The 15018-nt window shown below is 62.1% G+C and carries 13 protein-coding genes; 6 read left to right on the forward strand and 7 right to left on the reverse strand.

Features of this window, described 5'->3' with window-relative positions; translation table 11 throughout:
• The first annotated feature begins 28 nt into the window (after positions 1-28).
• The 3 genes from purL (at position 29) to NMB39_RS05305 (ending at position 4783) form a co-directional block, all read left to right on the forward strand.
• The gene (gene purL / locus NMB39_RS05295; RefSeq protein WP_494339552.1) at positions 29-3925 is read left to right on the forward strand and encodes a phosphoribosylformylglycinamidine synthase; all 3897 of its coding nucleotides are present in this window, start codon (positions 29-31) and stop codon (positions 3923-3925) included.
• Between the two features lie 4 nt (positions 3926-3929).
• Positions 3930-4241, forward strand: coding sequence for a YqfO family protein (locus NMB39_RS05300; RefSeq protein ID WP_068967666.1), 312 nt, complete (start codon positions 3930-3932; stop codon positions 4239-4241).
• Positions 4242-4489: 248 nt separating this feature from the next.
• Positions 4490-4783, forward strand: coding sequence for a DUF6124 family protein (locus NMB39_RS05305; protein WP_231988982.1), 294 nt, complete (start codon positions 4490-4492; stop codon positions 4781-4783).
• A gap of 117 nt (positions 4784-4900) precedes the next feature.
• Here NMB39_RS05305 and nagE read toward each other — a convergent pair whose 3' ends face one another.
• The 7 genes from nagE to NMB39_RS05340 form a co-directional block, all read right to left on the reverse strand.
• Entirely contained in the window at positions 4901-6601 is a 1701-nt protein-coding gene (gene nagE, locus NMB39_RS05310; protein WP_057021677.1) for an N-acetylglucosamine-specific PTS transporter subunit IIBC, read from the reverse strand.
• Positions 6602-6627: 26 nt separating this feature from the next.
• A complete protein-coding gene (ptsP, locus tag NMB39_RS05315; RefSeq protein WP_494340609.1) occupies positions 6628-9138 on the reverse strand; it encodes a phosphoenolpyruvate--protein phosphotransferase in 2511 nt (836 codons plus the stop codon).
• A 29-nt stretch (positions 9139-9167) separates the two neighbouring features.
• Positions 9168-10178: an SIS domain-containing protein gene (locus NMB39_RS05320; protein WP_494340608.1), complete on the reverse strand. Its 1011-nt coding sequence runs from the start codon at positions 10176-10178 to the stop codon at positions 9168-9170.
• On the reverse strand, positions 10171-11277 hold the full coding sequence (gene nagA / locus NMB39_RS05325; RefSeq protein WP_057021674.1) for an N-acetylglucosamine-6-phosphate deacetylase: 1107 nt from the start codon (positions 11275-11277) through the stop codon (positions 10171-10173). Before nagA ends, NMB39_RS05320 begins: the two co-directional genes overlap by 8 nt.
• 10 nt (positions 11278-11287) lie before the next feature.
• Positions 11288-12046 carry a GntR family transcriptional regulator gene (locus NMB39_RS05330; protein ID WP_043046851.1) on the reverse strand — a complete coding sequence of 253 codons (759 nt, stop codon included), beginning with the start codon at positions 12044-12046 and terminating at the stop codon, positions 11288-11290.
• A 263-nt stretch (positions 12047-12309) separates the two neighbouring features.
• Complete coding sequence (locus tag NMB39_RS05335; RefSeq protein ID WP_057021673.1) at positions 12310-12813, reverse strand: L,D-transpeptidase family protein; 504 nt, start codon at positions 12811-12813, stop codon at positions 12310-12312.
• Between the two features lie 37 nt (positions 12814-12850).
• The gene (locus tag NMB39_RS05340; RefSeq protein ID WP_056847578.1) at positions 12851-13399 is read right to left on the reverse strand and encodes an NUDIX hydrolase; all 549 of its coding nucleotides are present in this window, start codon (positions 13397-13399) and stop codon (positions 12851-12853) included.
• Between the two features lie 147 nt (positions 13400-13546).
• Here NMB39_RS05340 and NMB39_RS05345 point away from each other — a divergent pair, with 147 nt between their 5' ends.
• From NMB39_RS05345 to NMB39_RS05355, 3 genes are read left to right on the forward strand one after another with little or no spacing between them, the layout of a single operon-like run.
• Entirely contained in the window at positions 13547-14149 is a 603-nt protein-coding gene (locus NMB39_RS05345; RefSeq protein ID WP_046069410.1) for a CoA pyrophosphatase, read from the forward strand.
• A gap of 35 nt (positions 14150-14184) precedes the next feature.
• The gene (locus tag NMB39_RS05350) at positions 14185-14709 is read left to right on the forward strand and encodes a gamma carbonic anhydrase family protein (RefSeq protein WP_005791135.1); all 525 of its coding nucleotides are present in this window, start codon (positions 14185-14187) and stop codon (positions 14707-14709) included.
• Entirely contained in the window at positions 14706-14921 is a 216-nt protein-coding gene (locus NMB39_RS05355; RefSeq protein ID WP_056847579.1) for a DUF1289 domain-containing protein, read from the forward strand. Before NMB39_RS05350 ends, NMB39_RS05355 begins: the two co-directional genes overlap by 4 nt.
• The last annotated feature ends 97 nt before the right edge of the window (positions 14922-15018 follow it).

The raw sequence follows: 15018 nt of genomic DNA on the forward strand, positions 1-15018 counted from the left end.
CACACCCCCTTCCGAGGCTGTCCCGAAGATGTTGATCCTGCGCGGCGCTCCTGCCCTTTCTGCCTTTCGCCACAGCAAACTCCTTGAGCAACTGAGCCAGAAGGTTCCAGCTGTTACAGGCCTTTATGCTGAATTTGCTCACTTCGCCGACGTAACCGGCGTCTTGACCGCCGACGAACAGCAAGTGCTGGCACGCCTTCTGAAGTACGGCCCAAGCGTTCCCGTGCAAGAGCCGACCGGCCGCTTGTTTCTGGTTCTGCCGCGGTTCGGCACCATCTCGCCCTGGTCGAGCAAGGCCAGCGATATCGCCCGCAACTGTGGCCTGGACAAAATCCAGCGCTTGGAGCGTGGTATCGCTTTCTATGTCGCCGGCCAGTTCAGTGATGCCGACGCCGAGCTGATCGCCAGCAGCCTGCACGACCGCATGACTCAGATCATCGTCGGCCAGCTGGAACAGGCTGCCGGCCTGTTCAGCCACGCTGAACCCAAGCCGCTGACCGCGATTGACGTGCTTGGCGGTGGCCGCGCCGCCCTCGAGAAGGCCAATACCGAATTGGGCCTGGCCCTGGCCGAAGACGAGATCGACTACCTGGTCAACGCCTTCAACGGCTTGAAGCGCAACCCCCACGACATCGAACTGATGATGTTTGCCCAGGCCAACTCCGAGCACTGCCGTCACAAGATCTTCAACGCCAGTTGGGACATCGACGGCCAGAGCCAGGAAAAAAGCCTGTTCGGCATGATCAAGAACACCTACGTGATGCACAGCGAAGGCGTTCTGTCGGCTTATAAAGACAACGCCTCGGTCATCGTCGGCTCCGTCGCCGGCCGCTTCTTCCCGGACCCGGAAACCCGCCAGTACGGCGCGGTGCAGGAGCCGGTGCACATCCTGATGAAGGTAGAGACCCACAACCACCCGACCGCAATTGCCCCGTTCCCGGGCGCAGCCACCGGTTCGGGTGGCGAAATCCGCGACGAAGGCGCAACCGGCCGTGGTGCCAAGCCAAAAGCTGGCCTCACCGGTTTCACCGTATCCAACCTGCAGATCCCAGGCTTCGAACAGCCGTGGGAAGTGCCGTACGGCAAGCCTGAGCGCATCGTCACCGCGCTGGACATCATGATCGAAGGCCCGCTTGGCGGCGCCGCGTTCAACAACGAATTCGGGCGCCCGGCGCTGACCGGTTATTTCCGTACCTTCGAACAGTCCATCACCACCCCGCGTGGCGATGAAGTGCGCGGTTACCACAAGCCGATCATGTTGGCCGGCGGCATGGGCAACATCCGCGAAGAACACGTCAAGAAAGGCGAGATCCTGGTTGGCTCCAAGCTGATCGTACTCGGCGGTCCGGCGATGTTGATCGGCCTGGGCGGCGGTGCGGCTTCCTCCATGGCTACCGGCACCAGCTCGGCAGACCTGGATTTTGCTTCCGTACAGCGCGAAAACCCGGAAATGGAACGCCGCTGCCAGGAAGTCATCGACCGCTGCTGGCAGTTGGGTGACAAGAACCCGATCAGCTTCATCCACGACGTCGGCGCCGGCGGTTTGTCCAATGCTTTCCCGGAACTGGTCAACGATGGCGACCGCGGTGGCCGCTTCGAACTGCGCAACATTCCAAACGACGAGCCGGGCATGGCCCCGCACGAAATCTGGAGTAACGAATCCCAGGAACGCTACGTGCTGGCCGTCGGCCCTGAAGACTTCGCACGCTTCCAGGCCATCTGCGAACGCGAGCGTTGCCCGTTTGCCGTGGTCGGCGAAGCGACTGCCGAGCCGCAGCTGACGGTTACCGATAGCCACTTCGGCAACAGCCCGGTAGACATGCCGCTGGAAGTGCTGTTGGGCAAGGCGCCGCGCATGCACCGCTCGGCCGTGCGCGAAACCGAGCTGGGCGATGATTTCGACCCAAGCACGCTGGAGCTGGCCGACAGCATCGAACGCGTGCTGCACCACCCGGCCGTAGCAAGCAAAAGCTTTTTGATCACCATCGGCGACCGCACCATCACTGGCCTGGTGGCCCGTGACCAAATGGTCGGCCCATGGCAGGTGCCGGTGGCCGACGTTGCCGTCACCGCCACCAGCTTCGACGTCTACACCGGTGAAGCCATGGCCATGGGCGAACGCACGCCGCTGGCTCTGCTGGACGCACCCGCGTCGGGCCGCATGGCCATTGGTGAAACCCTGACCAACATCGCCGCCTCGCGCATTGGCAAGCTGTCCGACATCAAGTTGTCGGCCAACTGGATGTCCGCTGCCGGCCACCCGGGTGAAGATGCGCGCCTGTACGACACCGTCAAGGCTGTCGGCATGGAGTTGTGCCCGGAACTGGGCATCACCATTCCGGTGGGCAAGGACTCCATGTCCATGGCCACCCGTTGGAACGAAGATGGCACCGACAAGAGCGTTACTTCTCCGCTGTCGCTGATCGTTACCGGTTTTGCACCGGTCACCGACATCCGCCAGACCCTGACCCCGCAACTGCGCATGGACAAGGGCACCACCGACCTGATCCTGATCGACCTGGGCCGTGGCCAGAACCGCATGGGCGCCTCGATCCTGGCGCAGACCCATGGCAAGTTGGGCAAACAGGCGCCGGACGTCGATGACGCCGAAGACCTGAAAGCCTTCTTCGCCGTGATCCAGGGCCTCAACGCCGACGGTCACCTGCTGGCTTACCACGACCGCTCCGACGGTGGTTTGCTGACCAGCGTTGTCGAGATGGCCTTCGCTGGCCACTGCGGCCTGAACATCGTGCTCGACAGCGTTGCCGAGGATGCTGCGGAAATCAACGGCATCCTGTTCAACGAAGAGTTGGGCGCTGTGATTCAGGTGCGTCAGGACGCTACCCCTGATGTACTCGCCCAGTTCAGCGCTGCCGGCCTTGCCGAATGCGTGGCGGTGATTGGCCAGCCGATCAACAACGGCGAAGTCAATATCTCGTTCAACGGCGACACGGTCTTTACCGGTCAGCGCCGCTTGCTGCAACGCCAGTGGGCCGAGACCAGCTACCAGATCCAGCGCCTGCGCGACAACGCCGACTGCGCCGAGCAGGAATTCGACGTGATCCTGGAAGAAGACAACCCGGGCCTGAGCACCATGCTCAGCTTCGACGTCAACCAGGACATCGCCGCGCCTTACATCAAGAAGGGCATTCGCCCACAGGTTGCCGTACTGCGTGAGCAGGGCGTCAACGGTCAGGTGGAAATGGCCGCGGCGTTCGATCGCGCCGGTTTCAATGCGATTGACGTGCACATGAGCGACATCCTCGCCGGTCGCGTTGATCTCAACGAGTTCAAAGGCCTGGTGGCCTGCGGTGGTTTTTCCTACGGCGACGTGCTGGGTGCCGGTGAAGGCTGGGCCAAGTCGGCCCTGTTCAACAGCCGCGCTCGCGACGCGTTCCAGGGCTTCTTCGAACGCAACGACAGCTTCACCCTGGGTGTGTGCAACGGTTGCCAGATGATGTCCAACCTCAGCGAACTGATCCCGGGCAGCGAGTTCTGGCCGCACTTTGTGCGCAACCGTTCCGAGCAGTTCGAAGCCCGTGTCGCCATGGTGCAGGTGCAGGAGTCCAACTCGATCTTCCTGCAAGGCATGGCCGGTTCGCGCATGCCCATCGCCATCGCCCACGGTGAAGGCCATGCCGAGTTCGCCAGCGAAGAAGCCCTGCTTGAAGCCGACCTGTCCGGCACCGTGGCCCTGCGTTTCGTCGACAACCACGGCAAGGTCACCGAAACCTACCCGGCCAACCCGAACGGCTCGCCACGCGGCATTACCGGCCTCACCAGCCGCGACGGCCGCGTGACCATCATGATGCCGCACCCGGAGCGCGTATTCCGCGCCGTGCAGAACTCGTGGCGCCCGGAAGAGTGGAACGAAGACGGCGCCTGGATGCGCATGTTCCGCAACGCTCGCGTGTGGGTGAACTAAGGCCGTGTACAAGCTCGCCTTCTTCGTGCCCGACAGCCATGTGGAGACGGTGAAAACCGCCGTCTTCGCAGCCGGCGGCGGGCGCATCGGCGACTACGACCACTGCGCCTGGCAAGTGCTGGGCCAGGGCCAATTCCGCGCGTTGGACGGCAGTCAGCCGTTTATCGGGCAGGTGGGGCAGGTTGAAGTGGTTGAGGAGTGGAAGGTTGAGCTGGTGGTGGCGGATGAGTTGATTGTGGCTGTTGTGGCTGCTCTCAAACTTAGCCACCCGTATGAGACTCCAGCGTATGAGGTGTGGCAGTTGGCGGATTTTTGATTGGCTGGCTGCATAAACAAGAAACCCGCTGGGCCAGTTTGGTCAGCGGGTTTTTTGTTGTCTGTCAGGGCCTCATCGGGAGCAAGCCCCCGATGGCTTCGGCCCATGCGCCGCAGACCTTTCCGACAAACCTTTCAGGTTGTCCGTCGGAACTCGCACAACTAACCTTCTCGAGTCGCTGCCAATTCAGTGACCGGGACTGCAAGCCTGAAAAATCACTAGGAGCCTATTCCATATGGAGTTTAATGATGATCAGCGACAACTTGCTAACTGGTTCAATCTCATCTCAAGCCGAGTCCCGCCAAGCTGGTGATTCACCGTCCGACCAGATCTTCACCGTACTACCCAGTCTGAACACCGAAACCCTACTCGCCAACGCCTCCCAAGACCTGGCATCCGTGCAGGCACTGGCGGGTAATCTGGCTTTTGATATCGACGGCCCCCAGCGTGATGCCGTGCTGGGGATTCATCGGATGGTTGAGGGCATCCAGTTGATGGTGGATCGGGTGCTGGATTTAGTTGAGGTGTCTGAGCAGAAGTAATCAGGCGCCTGTGAGGGCCAATCGGGAGCAAGCCCCCTCCCACATTTTGAACGGCGAACACATTTCAAATGTGGGAGGGGGCTTGCCCCCGATGAGGCCAGAAAAGCCACTACAGCTCTAAACCCTGGCGCCGACCTCACTGACCAACCGTTCCAACGCCTCACCCAACCCGGACGCCTTGTCACCAATCAACAAGTGCCAAACACCGCTTTCAAGTTGACTCACACCCTGGCAACCCAGCGCAGTGAGCTGAGCTTCTGACAATCCCGAATCATCCCCCAACTCCACCCGCAACCGGGTCATCGCCACCGCTTCCAGCTGGCGCACATTCCCTCGGCCACCTAGCGCATTCAGCCATTTTTCGGCCTCGTGTACATTCACCGCCACCGGCTTATCCACAGGCGCGACCGCTACAGGCGCTGCGGCAACAAACCCCGGCATCGCCAAGCGGATTTCATCAGCAATGCTGTCGGCCATCGGCCCGACCACCACCTGCAAACTGCCACCGTTGCCCGGTCGAACGACAGCCATGGCGCCCAGCGCTTTCAACTCTGCATCCACCGCCTTGTTGCGGTCCACCATGTCCAACCGCAGCCGCGTGGTGCAGGCGCCCACACTCAGCAAATTCTCTGCACCACCCAACGCCTGGATATAAGCCGTCGCCCGCTGGTTATCGCTCATTGCTTCAGCCTGCACCACCTGGATATCTTCCCGGCCCGGCGTCTTCAGATTGAAGCGGCGGATGCAGTAGCTGAATACCGTGTAGTAGATCACCGAGTAGGCCAGGCCCACCGGTACCACCAGCCAGCCATTGGTGGACTTGCCCCAACCCAGCACCATGTCGATAAAGCCGCCGGAGAAGGTAAACCCAAGGTGAATATTGAGCAGGTTGGTCACGGCCATCGACAGGCCGGTCAGCAGCGCATGCAGCAAGTAGAGGAACGGCGCCAGGAACATGAACGCAAATTCAATCGGCTCGGTCACCCCGGTCAAAAACGAGGTCAGCGCCATGGACAGGAAAATCCCGCCCATCACTTTACGGCGTTCCGGCAACGCATTGCGGTACATCGCCAGGCACGCAGCCGGCAGGCCGAACAGCATCACCGGGAACATGCCGGTCATGAACTGGCCGCCTTTCGGGTCGCCGGCGAAGTAGCGGGTCAGGTCGCCGGTCACCACCGCGCCGGTGACCGGATCGGTAAAGCTGCCGAACACGAACCACGCCATGTTGTTGAGGATATGGTGCAGGCCAGTGACGATCAGCAAGCGGTTGAACACGCCAAACACGAAGGCGCCCAGGCTGCCGCTTTCCATCAGCAACACGCCGAAGCTGTTGATGCCGTGCTGAATCGGCGGCCAGATCAGGCCGAAGATCACGCCCAGGCCCACCGCCGAAAACCCGGTGACAATCGGCACAAAACGTCGTCCACCAAAGAACGCCAGATACTCCGGCAGCTTGATGTCCTTGAAGCGGTTATACAGCCCGCCCGCCATCAGGCCACTGGCGATACCGGCGAGCATGCCCATGTTGATGGTGGTATCCATCACCTTGAGGGTCGAGATCATCACCAGGTAGCCAATTGCCCCGGCCAGGCCGGCCGTGCCGTTGTTGTCGCGGGCAAAGCCCACGGCGATGCCGATGGCGAAGATCAGCGCCAGGTTGGCGAAGATCGCCTGCCCGGCGTCATGCATCACCGCGATGTTGAGCAAGTCGGTGTCGCCCAGACGCAGCAAGAGGCCGGCGATTGGCAGGATCGCAATCGGCAGCATCAGGGCGCGGCCCAGGCGTTGCAGGCCTTCGATAAAGTGTTGGTACATGGCGTGTCTCCCTATTCTTGTTGTTTTCAGCTCAGCGGCCAGTGGTGTTGACAGGCTTGGCGAACAGCCTTGGCGCTGCTCAGGTCGAGCAGCTCAAGGCTCAGTTGCCGGCATTGCGCCGCGTCCAGGTGGCGGACGCGGTCCTTGATTTCGCCGATCTGCGGCGGGCTCACCGACAGCTCGCTGACCCCCAGGCCGACCAGTACCGGAGTGGCCAGTGGGTCGGACGCCAGGGCGCCACACACGCCGACCCAACGCCCCTGTTTCGCCGCACCCGCACAGGTCTGGGCAATCAGCCGCAGCAGAGCCGGATGCAGGGCGTCGACCCGGGCGGCTAAGCCTGCGTGGTCGCGGTCCATGGCCAGGGTGTACTGGGACAGGTCATTGGTGCCGATGGACAAGAAGTCCGCATGCTTGGCCAACTGCTCGGCCATAAGCGCGGCGGCGGGCACTTCGATCATCACGCCCAGCTCGGGGCGTTGCGTCAGCTCCAGCTCCACGCACAGTTCATCCAGGCGCTGGCGAATCTGCAGCAATTCATCCACTTCGCTGACCATCGGCAGCAGGATGCGGCAACGCGCCAACGGCGAGACCTGCAGCAGGGCGCGCAGTTGCTGGTCGAGCAGTTCGGGGCGCACCTGGGCCATGCGGATACCGCGCAGGCCCAGTACCGGGTTGGCCTCGACGGGCAGCGGCAGATAGTCGAGCTGCTTGTCGCCGCCCACATCGATGGTGCGGATGATCACCGACTTGTCGCCCATGGCATCCAGCACGGCTTGATAGGCCTGGCGTTGCTCTTGTTCATCCGGCGCGGTACGGCGGTCGACGAAGAGGAATTCAGTGCGCAGCAGGCCGACGCCATCGGCGCCGTTGTCAAACGCCACTTGGGCTTCGGCGCTGGAGGCGACATTCGCCGCCACTTCAACCGTCACGCCGTCGGTGGTGCTCGCCGGTTGCCGGGCTTGGGCCTGTTGCTGTTGGCGCCGCTGTTTCTGCGTTTCGCGAGTCTGGTGAACTTCGGCATGACGCGCTTCGCTGGGGGCCAGTTCCAGGCGGCCGTTGGAGGCATCGAGTACCACCCGTTGGCCTTGAGGCACATCGAGCACTTCATTGCCCAGGGCGACGAGACACGGCAGGCCTTTGCCCCGGGCCAAAATCGCCACATGGGAGGTCGCACCGCCTTCGGCCATGCAGATGCCTGCCGCCTGTTGCGCGCTCAGTTGCAGTAAGTCCGATGGCGTCAGCTCATGGGCGCTGACGATCGCCCCCGCCGGCAATTCGAAGTGCCAGGCTTCACCCAGCAACGCACGCAGCACCCGTTGTTGCAGGTCGCGCAGGTCATTGGCACGCTCGGCAAACAGTGGTTTGCCCAACGCCAGCAGCACGGCGCATTGGGCCTGGATCGCATCACGCCAGGCATGGGTGGCGGCGCTGCCTTGTTCGATGGCAGCGGTGGCTGCGTCGAGTAATGCCGGGTCTTCCAGCAGGGCGAGGTGGGCGGCGAAGATCTCTTCCTCTTCGACGTTCTTGCGTTGGCGCGCCTGGCCCAGCGTATTGCGGATTTCGCCGCGCACTTGCTCAAGGGCGGCATCCAGGCGTTGCAGTTGTTCGTCGACGCTATGATTGCCGCTGTCTTGCGGCAGTTCGATGCCCGTGAGGCGGAACAATGGCCCACATACCAGACCGGGTGCCGCGCATACGCCTTGCAGCACATCGGCTTCGGTATTCGCCCGGCGTGGCGTGGCAACGACCGGCGCGTGAGGCTCCTCGTGGATCGCCACGGACAGCGCAGCGACCAGTGCCTGTAACGCCGCCTCGCCATCCTTGCCACGACAGGTCACCCGTACCTCGTCACCTTCGCCAATACCCAACCCCATCAGGCCGATCAGGCTGTCGCAAGCCGCGGTCTTATCACCGAAGTGCAGCTGCGATTGGCTGCTGAAGCCCTGGGCAGTCTTGCGGATCAGCGCGGCAGGGCGCGCATGCAAGCCGCCACGATGGGTGATGCGTACCGTGGCGCTCACTTCTGCGACCGAGTTATCCACAGCGGTTTGAACCGGCGCGGATGTGCGCAGGGCAATGCGCATCAGCGCTTCACCGACCTTCACCGTCTTGCTCGCAATCGGTTGCAGCTCGAAGTGCTCACTGTTGGTCAGGATGATCAGGCTCACCAGGCTTTTGCACTGGCGCGCAATACGGTCCAGATCAAACTGCACCAACGGCTGGCCCTCGCTCACCCGTGCGCCATCCTTCACCAGCAAGGCAAAGCCTTCGCCATTGAGCTCCACGGTGTCGATGCCCACATGCATCAACACTTCGGCACCGTTGTCGGCACGGATGGTCAGCGCATGCCCGGTGCGGGCGACATGGATGACCACGCCGTCACAGGGCGCGTGCAGGCAATCATTCAGCGGGTCGATGGCCAGGCCATCGCCCATGGCGCCGCTGGCGAACACTTCGTCGGGAACGTTGCCCAGGGCCAGCACCGGCCCGCTTAAGGGGGCGCTGAGGGTCAGTACATTATTGTTGTTGGACATGGGCACGGTACTCATCAGGAAAACGCCACTCAGTGAGTGCGGGTGACTTTGCTCAGGTGACGCGGCTGGTCCGGGTCCATGCCCCGGGCGACCGCCAGGCCGGCGGCCATCACGTAGAAACTCTGGATCGCCAGGATCGGGTCCAGGCTCGGGTGTTCGGCGCGGCTCAGGGTCAGGTCACGTTCAGCGATATCGTCCGGCGCGGCCAGCAACACGCGGGCGCCGCGTTGGCGCATATCGGCGGCCAGGCTCAACAGGCCGGGCTGCTCGGCGCCGCGTGGGGCGAACACCAGCAGTGGGTAATTTTCGTCGATCAAGGCCATCGGCCCGTGGCGCACCTCGGCGCTGCTGAAGGCTTCGGCCTGGATCGCCGAGGTTTCCTTGAGCTTGAGCGCAGCTTCCTGGGCGATGGCAAACCCGGCGCCGCGGCCGATCACCATCAATTGCTGGCAGCCGCGCAGGGCCTCGATAGCTTGAGTCCAATCCTGCCTGGCGGCTTCACGTAAGCCGTCGGGCAGCGCCTGGCAGGCTTGAAGCAACTCGGTTTCCTGATTCCAGTGGCCGATCAATTGTGCGCTGGCGCTGAGGGTGGCGATAAAGCTCTTGGTCGCGGCCACGCTTTGTTCCGGGCCGGCGCACAACGGCACATGGAATTCACAGGCGGCTTCCAGCGGCGAGTCTTCGGCGTTCACCAGCGAGATGCTCAGGGCGCCCCGCTTGCGCAACAGGCGCAGGCTGTTGACCAGGTCCGGGCTCTGCCCCGACTGGGAGAAACCAAACGCCACCTGGCCGCTGACTTTCATCGGCGCCTGCAGCAGGGTCACCACCGACATCGGCAACGACGCCACCGGGATGCCCACATGCTGCATGGCCAGGTAGGCGAAGTAACTGGCGGCGTGGTCGGAGCTGCCGCGGGCGATGGTCATCGCCACTTGCGGCGGCTGACGGCGCAGGCGACCGGCAACTTCTTTCAGCATGGGATTCAGGCGTTGCAGTTGTGCCGTAACGGCGTCGCAGGAGGCCAGGGCCTCTTCAAGCATTTTTGAAGTCAATGGTGTCTCCTTCGACCATTACGTCGGTAAGTGTCAGGTCGCGGTCCAGGCGCACGCAGTCGGCAAAGCTGCCGGGTTGCAGACGGCCACGTTCTTCCAGGCCCAGGTAGTCCGCAGGAAATTGCGACAGGCGCTGTGAGGCTTCGCTGATCGGCAGGCCGATTTTCACCAGGTTGCGCAGCGCCTGATCCATGGTCAGGGTGCTGCCGGCCAGGGTGCCGTCGGCCAGGCGTACGCCACCCAGGCATTTGGTCACGGTGTGGCTGCCCAGCTTGTATTCGCCGTCGGGCATGCCGGCGGCGGCGGTGGAGTCAGTGACGCAGTACAGGCACGGGATCGAACGCAAGGCCACGCGAATGGCGCCGGGGTGTACGTGGAGCAGGTCCGGGATCAGCTCGGCGTATTGGGCATGGGCCAGCGCGGCACCGACGATGCCGGGTTCGCGGTGATGCAGCGGGCTCATGGCGTTGTACAAATGAGTAAAGCTGGTGGCGCCGGCGGCGAGGGCGGCGACGCCTTCTTCATAGCTGCCCAGGGTGTGACCGATCTGCATGCGCACGCCGCGTTGGCTGAGGGCGCGGATCAGGCCGTCATGGCCGGCGATTTCCGGGGCGATGGTGATTACCCGAATCGGCGCCAGGCGCAAATAGGCTTCGACTTCGGCCATCAACGCGGTGTGGGCGAAGTTGGGTTGCGCGCCGAGTTTGCCCGGGTTGATATAAGGGCCTTCCAGGTGCACACCGAGCACCCGCGCACTGCCGGCAGGGCGTTGCTCGCAGAAGTTGCCGAGTTCACTGAGGACCCGGGAGATTTCATCCACCGGAGCAGTCATGGTGGTGGCCAGCAGCGAGGTGGTCCCAAAGCGCACGTGGGTGCGGGTAATGGTCTCGAATGCCTGCGCCCCTTCCATGATGTCGGCACCGCCACCGCCGTGCACATGCAGGTCGATAAAGCCTGGCAGCAGGTAGGGCAGGTCGTTGTCAGCCGGGTCGCAAGGCGTGCCTTCGATGGCAGCTACCTTGCCGTGCTCGTGCACCAGGCGGCCGCGAATCCAGCCACTGGGCGTGAGGATATTGTCTTCTGGCATGGGCAGTTCCCTAGAGTCGCAATTCAGCGGAATAGTCATGGCGACGCAGCTCTGCGACAAAGTCGTAGTAGTCGTTGCGGCAGTAGGTGTCGGTGATTTCAATCGGCGTGTTGTCGGCGGTGTAGCCCACGCGGGTCATCAGCAGCATGGCGGTGCCGGGGGCGATGCCCACCAGCTTGGCGAATTCGTCCGAGGCATTGATTGCCTGGATATGTTGCAGGGCGCGCACGATGGGCTTGCCGATACCTTCCAGGTATTCGTACAGCGAATTGCCGATGGCTTGCGGGTGTGGCAACACCGAGGCGGGCATGGCGGTCATTTCAATCGCCATCACCGTGTCATCGGCTTTGCGCAAACGCTTGAGGCGCGCCACTTTGTCGGTGGGCGACAGGCACAGGCGGATCAGCTCTTCGTGGGTCGGCGGGGTGATGTCGCGCTCCAGCCACTGTGACGTGGGAACAAAGCCCTTGAGCCGCAGCATTTCGCTAAACCCCGACAAGCGCGACAAGGGTTGTTCCAGGCGCGGTGTGATGAAGGTGCCAGAGCCTTGGCTGCGTCGGATCAAACCCTGGGCAAACAGCACTTCCAAGGCTTTGCGGGCGGTGACCCGCGAGATGCTCAACTGCTCGCTGAGAGCGCGTTCCGACGGCAGGGCCTGCTCGGATTTCCACTGGCCGGCGTGGATCGCCGCTTCAAGGTTGCGGGCCAGTTGCAGGTACAGCGGCGTGGATTGCTTGTCGTCGGGGCGCAGCGTCAGGATGGGGTTCATCTGTGAAGTTTCCGATGCGGTTATTGGAGTGTTGTCGCCCGGTAATGGCCGGAAATTAATACCACTTAAATACCATGTCAATGCTACCAAAACGGTTCGAACCCCGGTTTCAGGGCTCTTTAATGGGGCTTGGTATCAAGTGGTATTAGAGAGGTCTTTGTGTCGCGCACAAGTGCGCTGTCCCGCGCGGTGAACTGGTATTCACCGGCAGGCGCTGCTGGAGGCAGGAATTATTTTCGAATTAATTTACGAACGGTACGAGATTACGGCCGGATCTCGATCAGGGTGCCGTCCTTGACCAGGTTCCAGACTTCACGCATATCCACATTACGCATGCCGATGCAGCCGTCGGTCCAGTCCAGGGTGTGGAACCACTGCTCCGGGTAGTCTTCTGTGTCGGGGGTGCCGTGAATCATGATCATGCTGCCCGGTTTCACCCCTTCGCGGCGGGCGCGGGCGGCGTCGCTGATGTTCGGGTAGGAGATGTGCATGGCCAGGTTGAAGCGGTCGCTGGTCTTGCGCCAGTCGATCCAGTAGAAACCCTCGGGGGTACGGCGGTCGCCTTCGATCAGCTTGTGGCCCTTGGGGTTCTTGCCCAGGGAGATGCGATAGGTCTTGAGGGGCTTGCCGTCGTTGATCAGTTGCAACTGGTGGGCAGACTTGAGCACCAGGACTTTCTCGACGGTTTTACCGCCGAGCGTCTCCACCGTGGAAGCGGGGGACAGCGTGGCGAACGACAGGCAGATAAGAACAAGCAACCAACGCATTGAAACGGTATCCCTGATAAAGGTGCTGCCTGGAAGGTTATTTGGCTGGGCGTGTCATCGGTGGCACCGACTCGCTGCGCACCGGGAACAGCTGCTGCCGGCGGTCCGCGAAGAAGCATTCTAAGGTACGCCCGACGGTGCGGAAAGCCAGCTCGGACCACGGGATATCGGCTTCATCGAACAGCTTCACCTCAAGGCTTTCGGGGCCTGCGGCAAAGTCCAGGTCGATCAGCTCGGCGCGGTAGAAAATGTGCACCTGGCTGATGTGCGGCACATCGATCAGGGTATAGATGCTCAGGTTACGCACCCGGGCACAGGCTTCTTCCAGGGTTTCACGCATGGCCGCCTGTTCCACGGTCTCGCCGTTTTCCATAAAGCCTGCGGGCAGGGTCCAGTAACCCAGGCGCGGCTCGATGGCACGGCGGCAGAGCAGTACTTGATCGCCCCACACGGGCACGGTGCCGGCGACGATATTGGGGTTTTGATAGTGAATGGTCGAACAGTGATCACACACAAAACGCAGGCGTGCGTCGCCTTCGGGAATACGTTGGGTAACCGGTTTACCGCACTGGCTGCAGAAATTCATGCTGGGGTTCCTGGAGAATGGGCACATCTTGGCTTGGTGCCGGGCGTTCCTGCAAGTTGTCGTTTCGCGACATGCACCGGGTTTTGGGCTTGGGCGCCCGCACGCTTTGGTGCATGATGCAAGGTAGCCAACAGACCGAGATGACTCATGCTGGACGAGCTACTTCGCCGGGTAAGCAATCACACCCCTCACACCTTGGAAACTGACGGGCGTTTCCCCGAGGCCGCGGTACTGGTGCCGATTACCCGCAGTGACGAACCTGAGCTGATCCTGACCCTGCGCGCCAGCGGCCTGTCGACCCACGGTGGCGAAGTGGCCTTCCCTGGCGGGCGCCGCGACCCTGACGACCCGGACCTGATCTTCACCGCCTTGCGCGAGGCCGAAGAAGAAATCGGCCTGCCACCCGGGTTGGTGGAGGTGATCGGGCCATTGAGCCCATTGATTTCCCTGCATGGCATTCGCGTAACGCCCTACGTGGGCGTCATTCCCGATTACGTCGAATACCTGGCCAATGACGCCGAAATCGCCGCCGTCTTCAGCGTACCCCTGGAGTTTTTCCGACAGGACCCACGCGAACATACCCACCGGATCGATTACCAGGGCCGCAGTTGGTATGTGCCCAGCTACCGGTTCGGCGAATACAAGATCTGGGGCCTGACGGCGATCATGATTGTCGAGCTGATCAATCTGCTCTATGACGACGCCAAGATCAGCCTGCACCAGCCGCCCAAGAGCTTCATCAATATCTAAGCCATCGCTTGAATGGCGAGCCGTGAGGAAAAACCATGAAATACCGCCTGGGCGACGCCCGTGTCGAGACCCATCCCAACAGTTGGGTAGCACCGAATGCCACGCTGGTAGGCAAGGTCAAGCTGGAGGAGGGTGCTAACGTCTGGTTCAACGCGGTGTTGCGCGGCGACAACGAGCTGATCCTGATCGGCAAGAACAGCAACGTGCAGGACGGCAGCGTGATGCACACCGACATGGGCTACCCGCTGACCCTCGGCACCGGCGTGACCATCGGCCATAACGCCATGCTGCACGGCTGCAGCGTCGACGACTACAGCTTGATCGGCATCAACGCCGTGATCCTCAACGGCGCCAAGATCGGCAAACATTGCATCATCGGCGCCAATTCGCTGATCGGCGAAGGTAAGGAAATTCCCGATGGTTCGCTGGTGATGGGCTCGCCTGGCAAAGTCGTGCGTGAGCTGACCGAGGCGCAGAAACGTATGCTCGAGGCCAGTGCCGCGCACTATGTACATAACTCGCAGCGCTATGCCCGAGACTTGGTTGAGCAGGAAGAATGAGTGCGGTTGAACGGCCTGTTGCCTCGCCGTGCGTGAGTATCTGCGCGTTGGATGAGGACGATATCTGTACTGGTTGCCAGCGTAGTGTGGACGAGATTACGCGTTGGAGCCGCATGGATAACGCCGAGCGGCGGGTGGTGTTGGGGTTGTGTCATGAGCGGGCGGTGGCCAGTGGGATGGTGTGGATGACGCCCAAAAGCTCGGGTGCCTGATCTATTGCTATCGGGAGCAAGCCCCCTCCCACACTTGAATGTGTTCACAGATCAAAATGTGGGAGGGGCGGTGCGACGGTTCGACTTGCCCCCGATG

Source organism: Pseudomonas sp. FBCC-B545 (assembly GCF_059134095.1).

What these genes read in the sequence shown, in the direction of transcription:
- purL (WP_494339552.1), top strand. Translation starts at nt 29, where the DNA reads ATGTTGATCCTGCGCGGCGCTCCTGCCCTTTCTGCCTTTCGCCACAGC.
- NMB39_RS05305 (WP_231988982.1), top strand. Translation starts at nt 4,490, where the DNA reads ATGATCAGCGACAACTTGCTAACTGGTTCAATCTCATCTCAAGCCGAG.
- nagE (WP_057021677.1), bottom strand. Translation starts at nt 6,601, where the DNA reads ATGTACCAACACTTTATCGAAGGCCTGCAACGCCTGGGCCGCGCCCTG.
- ptsP (WP_494340609.1), bottom strand. Translation starts at nt 9,138, where the DNA reads ATGTCCAACAACAATAATGTACTGACCCTCAGCGCCCCCTTAAGCGGG.
- NMB39_RS05320 (WP_494340608.1), bottom strand. Translation starts at nt 10,178, where the DNA reads ATGCTTGAAGAGGCCCTGGCCTCCTGCGACGCCGTTACGGCACAACTG.
- nagA (WP_057021674.1), bottom strand. Translation starts at nt 11,277, where the DNA reads ATGCCAGAAGACAATATCCTCACGCCCAGTGGCTGGATTCGCGGCCGC.
- NMB39_RS05330 (WP_043046851.1), bottom strand. Translation starts at nt 12,046, where the DNA reads ATGAACCCCATCCTGACGCTGCGCCCCGACGACAAGCAATCCACGCCG.
- NMB39_RS05335 (WP_057021673.1), bottom strand. Translation starts at nt 12,813, where the DNA reads ATGCGTTGGTTGCTTGTTCTTATCTGCCTGTCGTTCGCCACGCTGTCC.
- NMB39_RS05340 (WP_056847578.1), bottom strand. Translation starts at nt 13,399, where the DNA reads ATGAATTTCTGCAGCCAGTGCGGTAAACCGGTTACCCAACGTATTCCC.
- NMB39_RS05345 (WP_046069410.1), top strand. Translation starts at nt 13,547, where the DNA reads ATGCTGGACGAGCTACTTCGCCGGGTAAGCAATCACACCCCTCACACC.
- NMB39_RS05350 (WP_005791135.1), top strand. Translation starts at nt 14,185, where the DNA reads ATGAAATACCGCCTGGGCGACGCCCGTGTCGAGACCCATCCCAACAGT.
- NMB39_RS05355 (WP_056847579.1), top strand. Translation starts at nt 14,706, where the DNA reads ATGAGTGCGGTTGAACGGCCTGTTGCCTCGCCGTGCGTGAGTATCTGC.